Origin of the sequence: Actinoplanes subglobosus, from assembly GCF_042650585.1 — a bacterium.
In the GTDB taxonomy this organism is placed as follows: domain Bacteria; phylum Actinomycetota; class Actinomycetes; order Mycobacteriales; family Micromonosporaceae; genus Actinoplanes; species Actinoplanes subglobosus.
This window is the reverse complement of the sequence record NZ_JBHSBL010000002.1, coordinates 259,567-276,843: the sequence shown is the minus strand read 5'-3', so window position 1 is coordinate 276,843 and position 17,277 is coordinate 259,567. Positions and strand designations below refer to the sequence as shown.

The following is a 17,277-nucleotide window of genomic DNA, read 5'->3' as shown; positions in this document are numbered from 1 at the left end:
CGACCGTGCCGACCGGGCCGCGATCGGTCACCGTTCGAACAGGTCTTCCGGTTCGCTCACCCAGGCGGAGAAGACCGGCACTCCGTGCCATGGCCCGGTGGTACGGCCAGGTGCGGACGGCTGTGCGGCCACGGCCACCACGGCGTACGGATGGGCGAACCGCAGCTCGGCCTCCCGGGCGAGCAGCGGGCCGAGTCCGCCGGATCGGTAGGACGCCATGGTGGTCAGTCCGGCGGCCTCGAAGCCGTACCGCCCGTACCGGGCGACCGCCGTCTGCAGTGCCTGATGCGGGAGGCTCTCGGCGCCGAGCAGGCCCGCGAGGACGTCCGCCGCGGCGGGGAAGCCCGGACCCGCTACGGACAGGTCGTGCGTGGAGTTCGCCGACCAGCAGGGAAGCACCGCGGAGTAGCGCTCGGTGGCGCCGTGCACCTCGGTCTCCCGGATGGTCCACAACGGGGTCTCACCGAGCGGCAGTTTGTACAGCGAGACCTGGCTCTTCGGCTGACGGTTCGAGACACATGCGGGAGCGATCTCGTACGCCGCGGCCAGCACCTGGGCCGGATCGACGCCGGGTGCCGCGGCCACCGACACCACCTCGAGGGCGTCCCCGTCGGACGCCTGGTCGTCGTCCTCGGCGGGCTCGCCCGACGCCACATGCACGATGATCTCACCGGCTTGTTCCGACCGGGCGATGAACATCCGGTGGCCCTTGTCCGGTGTCCGCAGCACCCGGCGCAGCCGCGACGCCCACGGCGTGTCCCGGCCGAGATCCGCCGCCGGGGTGTCCTCGAACGGCGTCCGCCACGAAACCTTCGTCGCCAGCACGCTCGCCAGCGTCAGCAGTGCCTGGGGCGAGATCTCCGGCATCGAACCGATGAGACCGAGGCTATGGTCCTGCACCCATCGGTCCAGCTCCGGCCGGCCTGGCAGCGGCCCGGCACTCGTCGTCGACGGCAGTCCGGCCCACCAGCCGGCCAGCCCGGAGACATTGGCTGTTGGGCCGTGCCACACCGCGGAGGCGGCCGCCACCATGCTGTGCGGCTGATCGAGCAGGGCGCCTGCCACGGCGGCCGCCTCGTCCGAGTCCATCCCGAGGGCCTCGGCCAAGGCGTGACCGGGCGGTGCCGCCTTCGCGACCAGCGCCAGCAGCAGCCAGGCGCCCAGCGGAGAGGCCACATGGTGCCGTGCCCCGGCGGCCTGGTGAAGCCGCTTCGCACACCGGCCCAGCGCCGAGGTCCACTCCATCGCCACGTCCCTCCGTCGGGTGTGGCTCCACCTTCGCAGGCGGGTTCAAGAACCACCCCGGCCCGGTGGCGGCGGCCTCCGAACGGCCTGCTCATCGGATGGGTCAGCGCAGACGGCTCCGCCACGACGCCGGCCGCAGACGGGCGCGCCGGGCAGCGGCCCGCCGTCGGCGGGCCACCACGATCACCGTGCCGACGACGGTCGCGACCGCCGCGGCGATCGCCGCGGGCGGCACCGCTCGGCGGACCCGCGGATCCTGGCTCGCCTCGGACACCCGTACCTTCGCGGCGTCGACCGCGTCCACAGCGGTCGTCTTCGCCGTGGACAACTGCTGCCGGGTCCGGTCGGCGGCCCCGTCGAGGGCTTGCTTGGCGCGAGCCTTCACGTCGGTCTTGGCCGCCAGCGCCTCGACGGTGTCGCCCAGTTCGGCGCGGGTCTGCTCGATCTCGTCACGCAGGTGCTCCGGCTGACCGGGAACGTCGGATGAAGTCATGAGTGCCGTCCTCGTTGAACTGCGTTCTTCACTGTCTGCACGTCGCTCTCCACGCGGGCGATCGTGTCCTGCGGCACGAGCGGCCCGGCCTTCGCCAGCTGCTTCTTGCCCAGCAGTGCGGCGATCCCGGCGGCGGCGAACACCACGACCATCACGACCAGGACGGCCAGCCAGAGCGGCCAGGCCAGATCCAGCGCCACGACCGCGAAGGTCAGCAGCAGACCGAGACCGAACCAGGCCAGCACTGCCGCTCCGCCGAACAGTCCACCACCGACCCCGGCACGCTTGCCCTTCTCCGCCAGTTCGGCCTTCGCCAACGCCAGCTCGTCACGCACCAGCGTCGAGATCTGGGCTGCGGCCTGACTCACCAGGTCCGCTGTCGACGCCGTATCGGGGCCACTGTGCGCCGGCCCGTTCACCGTCACGGTTCGCACCTCGTATCAACCATGCGAAAGCTGTGCCCGCCACATCAACAGGCGAAACTGCCATTCCCTCCATACCCGGCCCGGTCGCCGCACGTGCCCCGCAAGGCCACGACCCCCGCCCATCGCCACGATTGGAGGGCCGAGCGGCGGAAGCGGGTACGGCTCCGACGTCATCCCGGCGGTGCTGCCGATGCTGGAGGTCGCCGGCACCGACGACCACAGGCGCGCGATTGTGCTTCGGCGGTGCGGAACCGAGCTCGGCAGCACCGCCGGGATGCCGTCTCAGGCGTACGGATCGGTTATCTCCCGCAGGTCGGTGAGGATCTCACGGAGGCGATCGGCCCGGTCCGCGCCGAGGTGGGCGGTCCACTCGGCCTCCACCTCGGAGACGATCGCGGCGGCCACCGGTACGGCTCGGGCGCCGCGCGGGGCGATGCGGACGAGCCGGGCGCGGGCGTCGGTCGGGTCCGGGACCCGTTCGACGTAGCCGGCTCGGGCGAGCTGGTCGACCAGGAATCCGGCGGACTGCTTGGTGATCTGTGCCTGCTCAGCGAGGTCGGTCAGCCGGCTGCCGGTGGGGGCGATGCGCTGGAAGACCCGGGCCTGTGCGGGCGTGATGTCGTCGAAGCCGGCTGCGGCCAGGGCGGCGAAGACCCGGGCCTCCATGGACCGGTACGGGATGAGCAGGAGCAGTCCGAGATTCAGCGGTTCGGGGGCCACCGGAAGCCTTCCATATCGTCAGTCTCTCTGACTAATATTAGTCAGAGAGACTGACCATAACAGGAGGGTGGCGCCGACATGGACGAGGAGACCAGTTGGACGGTCATCACCGAGCAGCGGCTGGCGCTCGCCGACCTGCTCGACGGCCTGACCGCCCAGGAGTGGGAACGCCCGTCGTTGTGCGACGCCTGGCGGATCCGGGACGTGGCCGCCCACGTCGCCATGGCACCCCAGCCGCCGCCCCTGGCCGTCATGCTCGGCACAGCGATCCGCGCCCGGGGTGACTTCGACAGGATCAACCACGATCTGGCCGTACGGCATGCGCCCGGCCCGCCCGACGAGATCGCCGCGCAGTTGCGCCGTCACGCCGCATCGCGGCGCCTGCCGGTGGTGACCAACCACCGCAACATCGTCGTGGACGTCCTGGTGCACGGCCAGGACATCGCCGTCCCGCTCGGCCGCGACCTGCCGATGCCGATCGTCGCGGCCCGGGCCGCCGCCGACCGGGTGTGGACGATGGGCTGGCCGTTCCACGCCCGGCGCCGCCTCCGCGGCCTGCGGCTGACCGCGACCGACACTGACTGGTCGGCCGGCGCCGGTGATGACGTGACCGGCCCGATCGATGCCCTGCTGCTCCTGCTCACCGGCCGCACGGCGACCGCTTGGCCCCGCCTGACCGGACCGAAATAGCCCGCCGAGCCGACGTCCGATTGTCGGCGCCGGCCTGTTCACCACCGTCACCGTCGCCGGGGCGTCACCGCGGCGGCCGACTGCTGAACCGGTAGCGGGCCCGGCCCGGGCAGACGGGATGTGACGTAGTGTCGAAGCGGCGGCTGGAGTAGCGGCCGCCCGCCGCACCCTGACCGCTAGCAGGGGAGCATCAATGGACCCGTCCACCGATCCGCTCGCATTCGGCCAACGCCTCCAGATCCTCCGGACGCGCCGGGGACTCACCCGAGACCAACTCGGCGGCCTGGCCGGTAAGTCCGGGTCGTGGGTCAAAGGCCTGGAGACCGGCCGCCTGAAAATGCCGAAGCTGGAGGTCATCCTCGCCCTCGCCGAAGCGCTGCGGGTCCGCGACCTCGCCGACCTCACCGGCGACCAGTCACTGCACGTCGACCTGTTCGTCGGCCCCGGCCATCCGCGTCTTGCAGCCGTCAAAGCCGCCGTCGACGCCTGGCCAATCGCGACCGCACGGGAGGCGCCGGCGATCGTGCATGTCCGTGCCCGGCTCGCCAGCGCCTGGACCGCACGCCACTCGGCCCCCAACCACCGTGAGGTGATCGGTGCGCTGCTGCCCGAGCTGATCCGAGACGCGCAGATCGTCGTCCGGCAGGCCGACACCGCCTCGGAGCGCCGGGCCGCGCAGGCCGTGCTGGCCGAGGTCTATTCGCTGACACAGTTCTTCGTGGCCTATCAGCCAGACTCCGCCCTGCTGTGGCGCGTCGCCGAGCGCGGCCTGGTCGCGGCTCAGGAATCCGAGGATCCGTACGCGATCGGTGTGGCGGCATGGCTGGCCACCCAGGCCCACCGCGATACCGGGCCGGGACAGTACGACGCCGCCGACGCGGTGAACCGGGCGACGCTGGACTACCTGGAGCCTCTGCTGGCGGACGCGTCGTATGAGGTCCTGGCGATCGCGGGGGCGCTGACCTTCGAAGCCGGGTACACCGCCGCACGGCGCGGTGAGACCGGTGTGGCGTGGCGGTACTGGGAGACCGCCCGAGCGATGGCCAATGAGCTGCCGACCGGTTTCTATGACCCCGTCACCTCGTTCTCCCAGACGATCATGAGCGCGCACGCGGTGACCGTTGCCGTCGAGCTACGCCACGGCGGCGAGTCGATGCGGCAGGCTACCGCAGCCGAAGCGGTCACGATTCCGTCTCGCCCTCGGCGGGCCCGGCACCGGATCGAGGAGGCCCGCGGATACCAGATCGCCGGCCAGCCTGACGTCGCCCTGGCCACCTTGGAGAAAGCACACGAGGCCGCGCCCGAGACGATCCGCTACAACGGTTACGCGAAGCGGATCGTCCTCGAGGAGGCTGAGTCCAAGACCCCGGCCCGGCGCCGGCGCGCGTCTCAACTCGCCGTCAAGATCGGCTTACTGGCCGCATAGCGAGGGGGCACGAACTGTGCCTCTAACCTCACTCGCGCGCCCCTACCTTCGGTTGCAGCGGCGGCAGGTATCTCGTGCCCGTCGTCGCCCCGAGTCGGCGGCGGGCGTCCCGTGATGCGCCCGCCGCCTCCCTGATCGGAGGCGAGCGTGTTCACCGAGATCGTGCGGCGAGTGATGTGGCGACGGCGGCTGCGTCGGGCCCGGGCCTGGCAGGAGGCCGAGCGTACGCAGGCGGCTGAGCACAGCGCCGCGGTGCGACGCATCCTCGACCAGACAAGACACGCCGCGTGAACCGGTCGATCCTGGTCGAAGGACCACGCGCACTCCCGGCCGGCGGCCGGGTAGGGGTCTGGGTCGACACCGGATCCGGACCGGGTCACGTGAACCAGGTCGGCGTCGACCGCCTGGCCCTGGCCGACATCGACGACGGACAGTCCAGCCGGGCGATCTACGAGCTCCACGAGCAACGGGGAGGGCGCCGACCTGAACGGCGCGAAGTGGCGCACGAGCAGCCGGTCCGGCACTGCCGGACACTGCGCTACGAGGATTGAGTCCTCAGCGGCGGGTGCCAGAATCCGTCTGTGCCGGACGCTGACTACTTCGCCGCCACCGCACCGAGGAGGACCTGTGCCGGACCACACGCCGATGGATCTCGCCGTGTTCGCCGACGACGAGGGGAACAGCGTCCGCATCACCGTCCTCGGCCCAGAACCGAGCTGGTCGGGAGGTTTCGCAGCCGAGATCATCGTGGAGACCCCGTTCGTGAACGGGCGCACCGACCTGATCCTGTACGACTCCAAGTTGCAGGCCTGGGCCGAGGCCCTGGACAGGCTCGACGCGGGCGAGGACATCGCGTGGATGGAGATGTCCAACGGCCCCTCCGTCTTCATCCGGCTCGCCGGCGACCGGGACTGCCCAGAAGTGACCGTGGAGGACGAGTCGCACTCCATGGTCACCGTTCGCGTCCCCGTCGTGCTGCCGGACGGATGGATCGCCGACCATCGGGAGCGCCTCCGCCTATTGCGGGAAGGTCCCCGCCCCCGACCTTGACGGCGGCTCCGCCAGCAGGTGCGATGGTGCGGTGAAGGCCGTCGTGTACACCCGCTACGGCGGGCCGGATGTTCTGCGTCTCACCGAGATTCCCACGCCGGTTCCCGGCAGCGGGGAGATCCTGATCCGGGTGCACGCGGCCGAGGCGACCAAGTCCGACTGCGAACTCAGGAGCCTGCGCTTCCCGGTGAAGTGGACGGTGCCGATGATGCGGCTCGTGATCGGCGTGACCCGGCCGCGGCGGCACGTCCTGGGCGGCTACTTCGCCGGCGAGGTGGTGTCGGTGGGGGAGCGGGTCACCCGCTTCGCGCCGGGCGATCAGGTCTACGGCTCGGCCGGCCTGCGGCTGGGCGCCTACGGCGAGTATGTGGTCCTGCCCGGCGACGCCGCGATTGCGGCGAAACCGCGGACCATGACGTACGCCGAAGCCGCCGCGGTCCCGCTCGGCGGCCTCAACGCGTTGCACTTCATGCGCCGCGCCCGGATTCAGCCGGGGGAGCAGGTGCTGATCAACGGTGCCGGCGGCAGCATCGGCGCCCACGCCGTCCAGATCGCGCGGGCGATGGGCGGCCAGGTCACCGCAGTCGACCACAAGATCAAAGAGGATGTGGTACGCCGCCTCGGCGCCACCGATTTCCTCGATTACACCGCCGGCGATGTGACAGCCACGGGTCGCCGTTTCGACGTCATCTTCGACATGGTCGCCGGTAGCCCGTACCGCCGCCTTGTCGAAATGCTGCAACCCGGCGGCCGATATCTCAACGGCAACCCGCGCCTGTCCGTGCTCGTCCGCTCGGTGACGACGAGCCGTCTCACCGACAAGACCGTCACCGTCGCCTTCGCCCCGGAGACCCCCGAGGCTCTGACGGCACTGACCGAGATGATCGAATCCGGTCAGGTCGCATCGATCGTCGACCGGGTCTATCCGATGGCGGAGGTGGCAGCCGCCCACCGCCGGGTCGAGTCCGAGCAACGGCTGGGCGCGGTCGTGATCAGCCTCGTCGAGCAGTAACCCCGTCGACGGCGTCGCCCACCTCATCTTGGGTTTCACCGTGCCCGGGACATGCGACAACAGATCGAGAACGCCGCGACAGAGCTCGGTCGACCCGGCGACAGCGGGCTGCGAAGCCGTTCGCTGCTGCCGACGGTGAGGACACACTTGTTGACCAGACGATCCAGCTGGCTGGCTCGGTCGCCTTGTTACGGCCAGGATGAAGGGCGTTCGCTGATGGCGCCGTTCTGCAATGGCTGGTCGTGAAAGCGGGGTGCTGGTGTCCGACGGGGTACGTGGCGGTGTGATGGCATCGGGTGTCCGTTGGACGCAGGCGGGGACTCTACGTATCGGCGTGGGTCTACTGATGGCGGCCGGCGCCACCGCTGCGTTGGCGAATTTCGTTTGGTGGTGGGTGGCCGGGCTGATGGGGTTGGTCGCCGGAGCGCTGGGGTTCGCCGGTTCGGAGGTCCTGGCCCGCCGCCAGCGGATGCGTCAACTCGGCGAGGACTGGGCCGCCGTCACGACACCGTGGCCGGCGACTGATGCGGCGCAGGCCGCCGGCCACAGTGTGCTGGCCGCGCTCAACCCGACCGAGAGGGTAGTGCGGTTCAACCTGTTGCACCAGAAGTGGTTGAACACGCTGGTGCGCTGGTGCCAGGACGATGACGGCGGGGCCGTGTGCCTGGTCCAGGCAGATGCGGGCGAGGGCAAGACCCGGCTGTTGATCGAGGCTGTGGACGAGCTGATCGAGGCAGGCTGGGTGTGCGGGTGGCTGCGCCCCGGCAAAGGCAGGGAAGCGGTGGCGGTGGCCGCCCGCTGGCAACGGCCGGTGTTGCTCCTCGCCGATGACGCGGCCACTCGGGGCGAGGTGGCCGACCTGCTCATCGCGGCCGCTGATGAGGGCCCACGGGTGCGGGTCGTGCTGGCCGCTCGTGACTTCGGCGCGTGGTGGGCGCGACTGCGCTCGGGTCTTGCACGCGAGGTGGCGATGGCGACGCCGTCACGGCCGTTGATCTTGTTGCCGTCGCTGGTAGGTGACGCCCGTAACCGGCAGCAGGAGTTCACCAAGGCGGTTCGGGCGTTCGCCGACTGGTTCGATGCAGCAGCGCCGCAGGTGGTATTCGCCGGCGCCACTGCCGCGGTGCCGGCGGTACTGTTGCATGCCGCCGCGGTAGTCGCCGTATCCGACGAGGTCACAGGCCAGGTTGAGGCCGATGCCGTCCAGCAGCGGCTGTTCGAGGCCGAAGCCGCCTGGTGGCGTGAGCAGGCCGTCGCGGCAGACTTGGACGCGCTCGGTATGCCGGTCCTGGCCGGCGCGCTGGTCCTGGCCGTCCTGATCGGTGCGTCCAGCCGCGATGAGGCGATCACGCTTCTACGTCATTTACCAGGACTGGGCCACGTCGACCACCGGATACCGGGGCGGGTGGCGGACTGGCTGCGGGAGCTGTATCCGCAGCGGACCGCGGCCTGGCTGGATCCATACCTGCCGGGACGGCTGGTGGAACGGTACGCGGCTGACCAGATCACCGAGCGCCAGGCACTGGCGGAGGCGGTCAGCGCCGCTGCTCGCGACGACCACGCCGCCACTCGGGCCCTCGAGGTGCTGGCCCGCGCCGCCGTTCACACCCCGCGCCGCGCGGACGCATTCGCCGCTGTGATCACCACCGATCCCCGCCGGCTGCTGCCCATCGCCGTGCAGGTCACCAGCAGTCAGGCTGAGCCCGCCGTGCTGGATTCCAGGCTTGCCGCCTTCGTCACCGACATCGACCTGCCCCCAGACGTTCTGGACCTCCTGTCGCAGTTGCTGCCCTGGCCATCCGTAGCGCTGGGCTGGACAGCTGTCGAGGTGGCCCGGTGCCAGGTTCGCCATACGCACACCGACGACGAGCGCGCCAGCGCCTTGGTCGACCTCAGCCGCCGGTTGGGCGATGTGGGACAGATGGAAGACTCACTGGCCATCGCGCGGGAGGCAGTGGAGGCCTACCGGCAGCTGGCCCGGGATCAGCCCGAGACATACGAGTCCCACCTCGCGATGTCGCTGACCAACCTCGGCGCGCGATTGACCGATGTGGGGCAGTTGGAGCAGGCACTGGCCTCCTCGCAGGAGACGGTCGAACTCTACCGGCGGCTGGCCCAGATCCAGCCGGAAGCAAACGACTCCAATCTCGCGATGGCGCTCAGCAACCTCAGCCACGGGCTGGCCGCCGCCGGACGGGTCGAACAGGCGGAGGCCGCAGCACAGGAGGCGGTGCAAATCCGTCGCCGATTGGTCCTGCTCCGCCCGGAAGCGAACGAGCCGAACCTGGCGGCGGCGCTGAACAACCTCGCCTCGTGGCTGGCCGGAGTCGGGCAGACAACGCAGGCATTGGACACCGTTCAGGAGGCGGTGGAAATCTACCGCCGGCTGGCTCGCATCCAGCCGGACGCATACGAGCCTTACCTCGCGATATCGCTCACCAACCTCGGCAGCGGATGGGCCGGAATCGGGCAGACGAGCGAGGCACTGGCTACCGCGCAGGAGGCGGTGGACATCTACCGTCGGCTGGCTCAGGTCCGGCCGGAGGTACACGAGCCTCACCTCGCGAACTCCCTGACGAATCTCAGTCACCGGCTGGCGGATGCAGGAGAGAGCGATCAGGCACTGGCCACCGCGCACGAGGCGGTAGACATCCGGCGGCGGCTGGCCCAGATCCAATCAGAGGCCCACGAGCCTCACCTGGCGTACTCGCTGCACAGCCTCAGTCGCCGGCTGGCCAATGTGGGGCAGGCCGAACAGGCGCTGGTCGCCGCGCAGGAGGCGGCGGCCATCCGTCGTCGGCTGGCCCAGATCATGCCGGAGGCATACGAGTCCGACCTCGCGAACTCGCTGCACAACCTCAGCCGCCGGTTGGCCGAGGCCGGGCAGGCAGAGCAGGCGCTGACGGATGCGGAGGAGGCGGTGGACATCTACCGGCGGCTGGCCCAGATCAGGCCGGAAGTACACGAGTCCGACCTCGCGAACTCGCTGCACTATCTCAGCCGTCGGTTGGCCGAAGTGGGACAGGCAGAGGCGGCACTGGCCGCCGCGCAGGAGGCCGTCGGTCTGTATCGGCTGCGGTACGCCGCACAACGCGAGATCTACTCTGATGATCTGAGCATGGCGGTGGCCAATCTGCGTCGGCTACGCGTCTGGCTCGGCCAGCCGCCGAACGACCCGCAGGTCGCCCAACTACCCGCTGAGCAGCGCCTCCCGGATGAGCTGACTTCGTAGACGACCGAATGGCTGTCTCGGGCGTGCCAGGTGAAAACTTTTTTCGGTACGGCGGCAACCTCATCAGCCGCACGAGCATGTACCCGAGTGTGATCGTCGTTCCGACCCGCCTGGCCACCGGTTCGACCGGCGTCACCTGTCACTGACCTACCTGATCTGATGAGGTGCTTCTCCCATGCGTGTCCGTAACCCTCTGCTGCGCGGCCTGGTCGCCGGGACCGCCGTGTTCGCGATGTCGGCCTGCTCGAGCCAGACCCCGGCCGCCGACACCGCTGCCCCTGCCACTGCGACCACTCAGGCCAGTGCGCCGGCCGCTCCGGCCGCGAACGGCTGCCCGGCCACCGCGTCCGCGTTGCAGAAGGTGTCCGGCCTGGACGCCGGCTACAAGATCGACGAATCTTCGATCAAGTGCAAGGAGAACTGGGCCACCGCCGCCGTGACCGCCCCGTCGATCGAGCAGCAGGGCGACGGCGTGATCTTCTTCCAGTACGACGCCACCACCGGCGAGTGGGCGAACAAGGGCGAAGGCAGCGACGTCCCGTGCGGCGGCGACATGGGCATCCCCGCGAGCACCGGCCTCTGCAACCCGGACGCCTGAGCGGCCTGACGTGACGGGGGCTGGGCCACATTGGTGTTGATCACATCGACATCCGATGCATCCCAGCCTCCGCTACTGTCCCTAGGTCCGCCCGGTACGGGTATCGAGGCAGAGGGGCAACAGTCGGCGTGAGGGATCCTGTTGAGGCCGACTTCTGTGAATTCGTCCGCTCCCGAACCCCGGCACTGCTGCGCACCGGCTTCCTGCTGACCGGGGACCGGCATCTCGCCGAGGACCTGGTCCAGGACGCGCTGGCACGCACCCACCGGGCGCTGCGCCGGCTCGCGGACGAGGGCCACTTCGAGGCATACACCCGCACGGCGATGTACCACCTGCACATCAGCATGTGGCGACGCCGCCGGATCGCCGAGTCACTGCCCGGCGAGCTCACCGACACCGCCCACCCCGACGGCGACCACAGCGACCGGGTCAACCTGCAGGTAGCCCTGCACCATGCGCTGGCCCAGCTGACCCGTCGGCAGCGGGCCGTCCTGGTCCTGCGCTACTTCGAGGACTGTTCCGAGGCCGAAGCCGCGACGCTGCTCTCCTGTTCGATCGGCACGATCAAAAGCCAGACGAGCAAAGCGCTGGTACGGCTACGCGCCATCGCTCCTGACCTGATCGCGACCGCGGTGAAGGAGGAGGCGTTCTGATGAGCGACGACCTGACCCGGCTACGCGCGACCATGTCCGACCTGGCCGAGCACGGCGGCAACAGCGACCTCTACCAGCGGGCCCTGGACAGCTCCCGCCGTCTCGGCCGTCGCCGGGCGGCCGTGTCCACCGCCGCGGCGGCCGTGGCGGTGCTGGCGATCGCGACGCCGATCGCGTTCGCCCAGCGGCACGAACCCACCCCGCTGCCAGCCGCCGACACCCCCGCGGCCACCTCACCCAGCCCCACCACCGGGCCGAGCGCGACACCGAAGCCGAGTTCCGTTCCGCAGGCGAGTTCGCCGTCACCGTCACACGGCAACGCACTGTCACCGTCGCACGGCACCTCGCCGTCGCACCCGACGAACGGCTGCCCGGTCACCGCGTCCACCCTGCAGAAGGTGTCCGGGCTGGAGGCCGGCTACAAGATCAACGCGTCGTCGATCGAGTGCAAGCAGAACTGGGCCACCGCCGCCGTGACCGCCCCGTCGGTGGAGATGCAGGGCGACGGCCTGATCTTCTTCAGATACAGCCCGGCCAGCGGCAAGTGGATGAAGAAGGGCGAAGGCAGCGACGTCCCGTGCGGCGGCGACATGGGCATCCCCGAGAGCACCGGCTTCTGCAACCCGGACGCCTGACGGCATCTCGCGCACCGTCAGGCCCTCTTGCGGGCCACGGTCAGCCGGGTGAGGTGCCGCTTGCTGATCCTGCCGTCGTGCTCCCGGTCGATGAGGTGGCCGAGGCAGGCCAGCAGACCGTCCCGGGCCGGTCGCGGCAGCGAGCGGGTCGGGGAATAGGTCATCAGCAGGTCGAGGTAGCTACGGGTGGTGTACGACTGTTCCCATTCGTAGCGGCCGAAACGGGCCGGGCCGAAGCGCTGGGAGTCATCGATCTCGCTCGCGTCGTCAGGGATGTCGGCGGCGGGTGCCTGGCGCCATCCCGGCGGAGTCTTCGGGTCGAACCGCTCGTAGCAGGTCTGCGCGTCGATGAAGAACTGTTCGGTGCCACCGGCGACGTGCTCATTGTGGATGAGGGCCAGGGTGCCGTCCGTGCGAAGGACGTCCGCTGCCTTGTGCACGCGGATGTCCGGGTCGATCCAGTGAAACGCGGTCGCCGAAACGACCAGGTCGAACGGCGCTGCTGGTGGTGTCCAGCTCTCGAACGGCGCCACCTCGATGGTCACGTTCGGGAAGTGACGCAGGTTGCGTCCGGCCACCGCGGCCATGTCAGAGCTGAGTTCGACGGCCACGACGGTGCAGCCGAGCCGGGCCAGCGGGTCGGTGGCCTGACCGGTGCCGCATCCGATCTCCAGGACGCGAGATCGCGGGGTCAGGCCCGCGAGCACGGTCAGGTCTCGGAACAGTGGTGCCGGATATTCAGGACGCGCCCGGTCATAGAGTTCGGCGTCCTCGCCGAAGACGGTACGCAGCCGCTCACGGTCGGTGTCGGTCACAGCGGAAGACTACTTGCCGAGGCGGGCGAGCCCCACGAACCGGCCTCTCCGGAAGCAGTGGGCGGCGACGGCAGGCCGAACCGCTACCAGCATGTTCTATATTCTGCCGGACGATCCGCAACGGCCGAACTCGATGGGTGGCAGCGCTGTGACCATGACACCGCTGCGTGCCGGTGACCCCGATCGGCTCGGGCAGTACGCGCTGGTCGGCCGGCTCGGCGCCGGCGGCATGGGGACCGTCTTCGTCGGCACCGGCCCTGACGGGCAGAAGGTCGCGGTCAAGGCCATCCGCCCCGAATGGTCGGCCGACCCCGCCTTCCTGGCGCGTTTCCGCAGCGAGGTGAAGCGGGCCCGCGAGGTTCCACCGTTCTGCACGGCCGCCGTCCTGGACGCCGACGTCGAACACGACCCGCCCTACCTGGTCGTCGAGTTCGTCGACGGCCCGAGCCTGGCCGACGTCGTCCGGGACCGAGGACCTCTCAACCCCTCCGAGGTGTACGGCGTAGCCGTCGGCGTGGCGACCGCACTGCTGGCCATCCACGGCGCCGGAGTCGTGCACCGCGACCTGAAACCCGCCAACGTCCTGCTCGCCGTCGGCCTGCCCAAAGTGATCGACTTCGGGATCGCCCGCGGCGCCGAACTCAGCGCCGAACTGACCGGTCCTGATCAGATCATGGGCACGGTCGGCTACGTCGCCCCGGAAAGCCTGGACGGCTCCGGGAAAGCCGGCCCGGCCGCCGACGTCTTCGCCTGGGGTGTGCTCATCGGCTACGCGGCGACCGGCCACACGCCGTTCCGCGGCGACTCACCGATGGCGACGATCGGCCGGATGCTCACCCAGCCACCCGACCTCGACGGCATCCCGGACTCCCTGCGTGACCTGGTCGCCACCACCCTGGAGAAGGATCCGGCGGGCCGGCCCACGGCCCGCGAACTGCTCGACTCGCTGCTCAGCATGGGCACCACCGACGTGTCCTCGAACGTCACCCCGGAACTGCGGGAGGCCGCCCTCGCCGCCCGCGCCCGGTCCCGGCTGCGCCGCTGGCCGCGACGGGCACTGACCGCGGCCGTCGTCGCCGTCCTGCTGGGTGGGGCCGGGTTCGCCGCGCTGCAGGCCCGCGCCGACGCCGACCGGGCCTCCGACCAGGCGAGACAGCAGGAACGCGAACTGGTGCAGCAGGACCTGCTGGCCCGGTCGGCGGCCGCGTTGACCGCCGACCCGGGGCTGGCGTCACGGCTGGCGGTCAGCGCCTACGGGATGGACCGGTCGGCGCGCAGCGGTGCGGCGGTGATGGCGGCCCTGGCCACCGGATACGCGGGGGAGCTGACCACGGGCTCGCCGGTCGTCAGCGCGGCCTTCCGCCCGGACGGCAGACTGGTCGCGATCGGGGGAGAGGACACCGCCGAGTTGTGGGCGGGCTCTGCCCGTACCGCCGCATTGCCGTCGGGTTTGGGAAACGTGAACGAGCTGGCCTTCAGCCCGGACGGCCGCACGCTGGCCGTCGCCGCCGACCGGCTCACCCTGTGGAACGTCGCCAACCCGGCCGCCCCACGCCTGCTGACCAGCCGGGACCTCGGACCGGCCGTCACCGACGTGCGGTTCACCGCCGACGGGCGGCGGCTGTTCACCGTCGCGGACCGGGCCACCCTCTGGGACATCCGCGACCGGTACGGGCCGCGCGCGCTCTGGAGCAGCTCCGCCACCACGATGAGCGCGGACGGCACCGTGCTCGCCGGCACCGGCGACGACGGACGCCTGACGATCTGGAGCGCCTCCGGGACCCGGACCGGCACCGGCGTCTCGACCGGCCTCCCGGTCGCCCTCACCGCGAACGGCCGGCTCCTGGCGGTCCAGGACGACGAGAAGGCGATCCACTTCTACGACCTGACCGACCCGGCCGAACCACAGCGCCGCGGCACCATCACGATCTCCGGAGACCGTCTCTCCACGACCGAATTCGATCCTTCCGGTACGGCCATCGCGCTCGGCCGCATCGACGGCACGGTCGAGGTGTGGAACGTCGCCGACCCGGACTCCCCGGTCCAGACGAAAACGATGACCCGTACCGGCGGATGGATCACCTCGATCGACTTCAGCCCGGACGGTGCCCGCATCCTGACACCGGGACCACGCCTGACCAAGGCGGCGATGCTGTGGCGCATCGACGGGTTCGCCCCGCGCCGCCGGGCCACACTCAAGGCCGGCACCGTGATCCCGTCCCGGACCGTGTCGGTGTCGGCCGAGGACGTCGTCGCCGCCGGATCCGCCGAGCACCTCGACTACTGGGACGTCATCGACGCCGGGAACCCGCAGCCCGCCGGGACCGCGACCCTCCTGCCGGCGGCCGGCGAACCGCTGGTGGACAGCACCTACGCGGTCCACGGCACGACCTTCTACTACACCAGCGGCAGCCTCTACTCCCTGACCGGCGCCCGCCCCCGCAACGTGTTCCCGGACCTCGCCGCGGGGTCGGTGCTCGACCTCGACCCGGTCCGCGGGCTGGTCGCGGTCCTGGCCGGTGGCCCGCGGGAGCAGATCCGGATCCACCGGCTCGCCGGCGAACAGACACCGCCGCTGGTCGCCGCGATCCCGGCCGCGAACGTGTTCACCGCCCGGTTCGGTCTCGCCGGCGGCACCCTGGCCGTCGGCGACAGCGCCGGGCAGCAGAGCGGCAGCAGCAACGTCACCGTCTGGGACCTGGTCGACCCGGCGGCACCGACGAAGACCGGGACGTTCGCGGTGAACAGTGTCGGGCCGGCGGCGCTCGTCGCGGGACCCGCCTTCACCGTCACAGTCGGTCAGGACCTGTCGGTCTGGAACAACCGCGACGGCGCGGACCGGTCGGTCCGGACCGCGCGGCGCACCGACTTCGGCCGGCCAGACTCGCTGGCCCTGTCCGTCGACGGGTCGCTGCTGGCGGTCACCTCGGGCGGGTCCACCGAGATCTGGAGCGTCGGCTTCGCCAGCGACCCGGTGCTGCTCGCGGTGGTGGGCGGCCGGACCACCGGTTCAGCGTTCAGCTCCCGGCAGCCACTGCTGGTCACCGCCGATCCGGCCGGGGTCGCCCTCTGGGACCTGGTGCCGATCCGGGCGGTGCTGCGAGACCCACTACCCGCGGCCTGCGAACAGACCGACGGCCTCACCGCGGCGGAATGGGCGGCGTACGCACCCGGCCTGACGTTCGAGCGCCCCTGCCCCTGAGCCTCCGCTACCTGCGGCACTTCCCGCGATGTCACCGCGCGCCGCTATGGCCGGGCCGCGCCCACGTAACGTAGCGGGGCGACCTGCACCACCGCGAGCATCCACTCGTCCCGAAAACACGTTGGGTGTGCAACGAAGGGTTGACTGTCGGCAACCTGCCGTTACGGGTACGGTAGTCGGCGTCACCGTCCACATGGGGTTGGCTAGGCGGAGGTTAGGCGTGCCGGTCACAGGCCAACGCGTCGTGCGGCGGGCGTTGGGGCGGCGATTGACGCGGCTGCGTACGGCGTCCGGGATGAGCCGCCGGGATGTGGTGGAGTCGCGGCTGGGTATCTCGGAGCCGACGTTGCACCGCATCGAGACCGGCAAGGTTCCGGTGACCGGGGCCAACGTGCGCGCGCTCTGCTGGCTCTACGGTGCGGATCAGAGCATCACCGACGCGCTCGCCGACCTCGCGCTGGGCACGTCTCAGCAGGAGTGGTGGGATGCCAGCCCGGTGATCCCCGACTGGTTCAAGCTTTATGTCGGGCTCGAGGCGTCCGCATCCCGGATGTTCGGCTATGACGGCGAGGTCGTCCCCGGCGAGTTGCAGACCCCGGAGTATGCGCGGGCCATCTTCGGTGCCGAGCAGCCGGCCGATGTGGAGGTCGCCGAGCGCCACATCAACCTGCGGATGCAGCGGCAGAGGACGCTGTTCGCCCGCAATCCACCGGTGCGTCTCGTGACGGTGCTCGGCGAGGGCGCGCTGAGACGGCCGGTCGGCGGCGAGCAGGTGATGAAGGGGCAGATAGAGCATCTACGACGGCTGTCGCGCGAGGACACCGTCGACATCCGGGTGCTGCCGTTCTCGGTCGGCGCGCACGCGGCGATGGCGGGTGCGTTCCGGATTCTGGAGTTCGACGACCCGGACGATCCGGACGTGGTCTACCTCGAGTCCCACGTCGGTGCCCTCTACCTGGAGGAACAGGTCGAGGTGGACGAGTACCGCCGGATCTTCGAGCTCATCACCGGGGTTTCCGTACCGGTCGGAGAATTCCCGTGGGCGAACTGAGAAACGTCGTGTAGCGATGTGTCCGTGCTG

General features: G+C 70.4%; 17 protein-coding genes. 12 read left to right on the top strand and 5 right to left on the bottom strand.

Translation table 11 applies throughout. From position 1 onward, the window contains the following. Positions 1-27 precede the first annotated feature (27 nt). The 4 genes from ACFO0C_RS01865 to ACFO0C_RS01850 form a co-directional block, all read right to left on the bottom strand. Entirely contained in the window at positions 28-1,245 is a 1,218-nt protein-coding gene (locus ACFO0C_RS01865) for a hypothetical protein (protein WP_378064696.1), read from the bottom strand. Positions 1,246-1,348: 103 nt separating this feature from the next. Next, a complete protein-coding gene (locus tag ACFO0C_RS01860; protein ID WP_378064695.1) occupies positions 1,349-1,738 on the bottom strand; it encodes a DUF3618 domain-containing protein in 390 nt (129 codons plus the stop codon). Further along, complete coding sequence (locus ACFO0C_RS01855; RefSeq protein ID WP_378064694.1) at positions 1,735-2,163, bottom strand: phage holin family protein; 429 nt, start codon at positions 2,161-2,163, stop codon at positions 1,735-1,737. Before ACFO0C_RS01855 ends, ACFO0C_RS01860 begins: the two co-directional genes overlap by 4 nt. Before the next feature lie 282 nt (positions 2,164-2,445). Continuing rightward, on the bottom strand, positions 2,446-2,883 hold the full coding sequence (locus tag ACFO0C_RS01850) for a MarR family winged helix-turn-helix transcriptional regulator (RefSeq protein ID WP_378064693.1): 438 nt from the start codon (positions 2,881-2,883) through the stop codon (positions 2,446-2,448). A 78-nt stretch (positions 2,884-2,961) separates the two neighbouring features. Here ACFO0C_RS01850 and ACFO0C_RS01845 point away from each other — a divergent pair, with 78 nt between their 5' ends. The 10 genes from ACFO0C_RS01845 (at position 2,962) to ACFO0C_RS01800 (ending at position 12,179) form a co-directional block, all read left to right on the top strand. Then, positions 2,962-3,573, top strand: a complete 612-nt coding sequence (locus tag ACFO0C_RS01845) for a maleylpyruvate isomerase family mycothiol-dependent enzyme (protein ID WP_378064692.1) — start codon at positions 2,962-2,964, stop codon at positions 3,571-3,573. Between the two features lie 193 nt (positions 3,574-3,766). Next, the gene (locus ACFO0C_RS01840; RefSeq protein WP_378064691.1) at positions 3,767-4,999 is read left to right on the top strand and encodes a helix-turn-helix domain-containing protein; all 1,233 of its coding nucleotides are present in this window, start codon (positions 3,767-3,769) and stop codon (positions 4,997-4,999) included. 147 nt (positions 5,000-5,146) lie between these two features. Next, a complete protein-coding gene (locus ACFO0C_RS01835; protein ID WP_378064690.1) occupies positions 5,147-5,290 on the top strand; it encodes a hypothetical protein in 144 nt (47 codons plus the stop codon). Further along, positions 5,287-5,550, top strand: a complete 264-nt coding sequence (locus tag ACFO0C_RS01830; protein ID WP_378064689.1) for a hypothetical protein — start codon at positions 5,287-5,289, stop codon at positions 5,548-5,550. The genes ACFO0C_RS01835 and ACFO0C_RS01830 overlap by 4 nt, the downstream gene beginning before the upstream one ends. 76 nt (positions 5,551-5,626) lie before the next feature. Further along, positions 5,627-6,049, top strand: coding sequence for a DUF5959 family protein (locus ACFO0C_RS01825; protein WP_378064688.1), 423 nt, complete (start codon positions 5,627-5,629; stop codon positions 6,047-6,049). A gap of 31 nt (positions 6,050-6,080) precedes the next feature. Next, positions 6,081-7,061, top strand: coding sequence for an NAD(P)-dependent alcohol dehydrogenase (locus tag ACFO0C_RS01820; protein ID WP_378064687.1), 981 nt, complete (start codon positions 6,081-6,083; stop codon positions 7,059-7,061). 334 nt (positions 7,062-7,395) lie between these two features. Continuing rightward, positions 7,396-10,293: a tetratricopeptide repeat protein gene (locus ACFO0C_RS01815; protein ID WP_378064686.1), complete on the top strand. Its 2,898-nt coding sequence runs from the start codon at positions 7,396-7,398 to the stop codon at positions 10,291-10,293. 175 nt (positions 10,294-10,468) lie between these two features. After that, complete coding sequence (locus tag ACFO0C_RS01810; RefSeq protein WP_378064685.1) at positions 10,469-10,891, top strand: hypothetical protein; 423 nt, start codon at positions 10,469-10,471, stop codon at positions 10,889-10,891. Between the two features lie 128 nt (positions 10,892-11,019). Beyond that, a complete protein-coding gene (locus tag ACFO0C_RS01805) occupies positions 11,020-11,544 on the top strand; it encodes a SigE family RNA polymerase sigma factor (protein ID WP_378064684.1) in 525 nt (174 codons plus the stop codon). Beyond that, positions 11,544-12,179: a hypothetical protein gene (locus ACFO0C_RS01800; RefSeq protein ID WP_378064683.1), complete on the top strand. Its 636-nt coding sequence runs from the start codon at positions 11,544-11,546 to the stop codon at positions 12,177-12,179. The genes ACFO0C_RS01805 and ACFO0C_RS01800 overlap by 1 nt, the downstream gene beginning before the upstream one ends. Positions 12,180-12,196: 17 nt before the next feature. Here the strand turns inward: ACFO0C_RS01800 and ACFO0C_RS01795 are convergent, their stop codons facing one another. After that, positions 12,197-12,994 (bottom strand): class I SAM-dependent methyltransferase, encoded by a 798-nt coding sequence (locus ACFO0C_RS01795; RefSeq protein ID WP_378064682.1) that lies wholly within the window; start codon positions 12,992-12,994, stop codon positions 12,197-12,199. A 91-nt stretch (positions 12,995-13,085) separates the two neighbouring features. Here ACFO0C_RS01795 and ACFO0C_RS01790 point away from each other — a divergent pair, with 91 nt between their 5' ends. Both ACFO0C_RS01790 and ACFO0C_RS01785 read left to right on the top strand, forming a co-directional pair. After that, positions 13,086-16,196 carry a WD40 repeat domain-containing serine/threonine protein kinase gene (locus ACFO0C_RS01790; RefSeq protein WP_378064681.1) on the top strand — a complete coding sequence of 1,037 codons (3,111 nt, stop codon included), beginning with the start codon at positions 13,086-13,088 and terminating at the stop codon, positions 16,194-16,196. Between the two features lie 28 nt (positions 16,197-16,224). Next, complete coding sequence (locus ACFO0C_RS01785; protein ID WP_378064680.1) at positions 16,225-17,247, top strand: helix-turn-helix domain-containing protein; 1,023 nt, start codon at positions 16,225-16,227, stop codon at positions 17,245-17,247. The last annotated feature ends 30 nt before the right edge of the window (positions 17,248-17,277 follow it).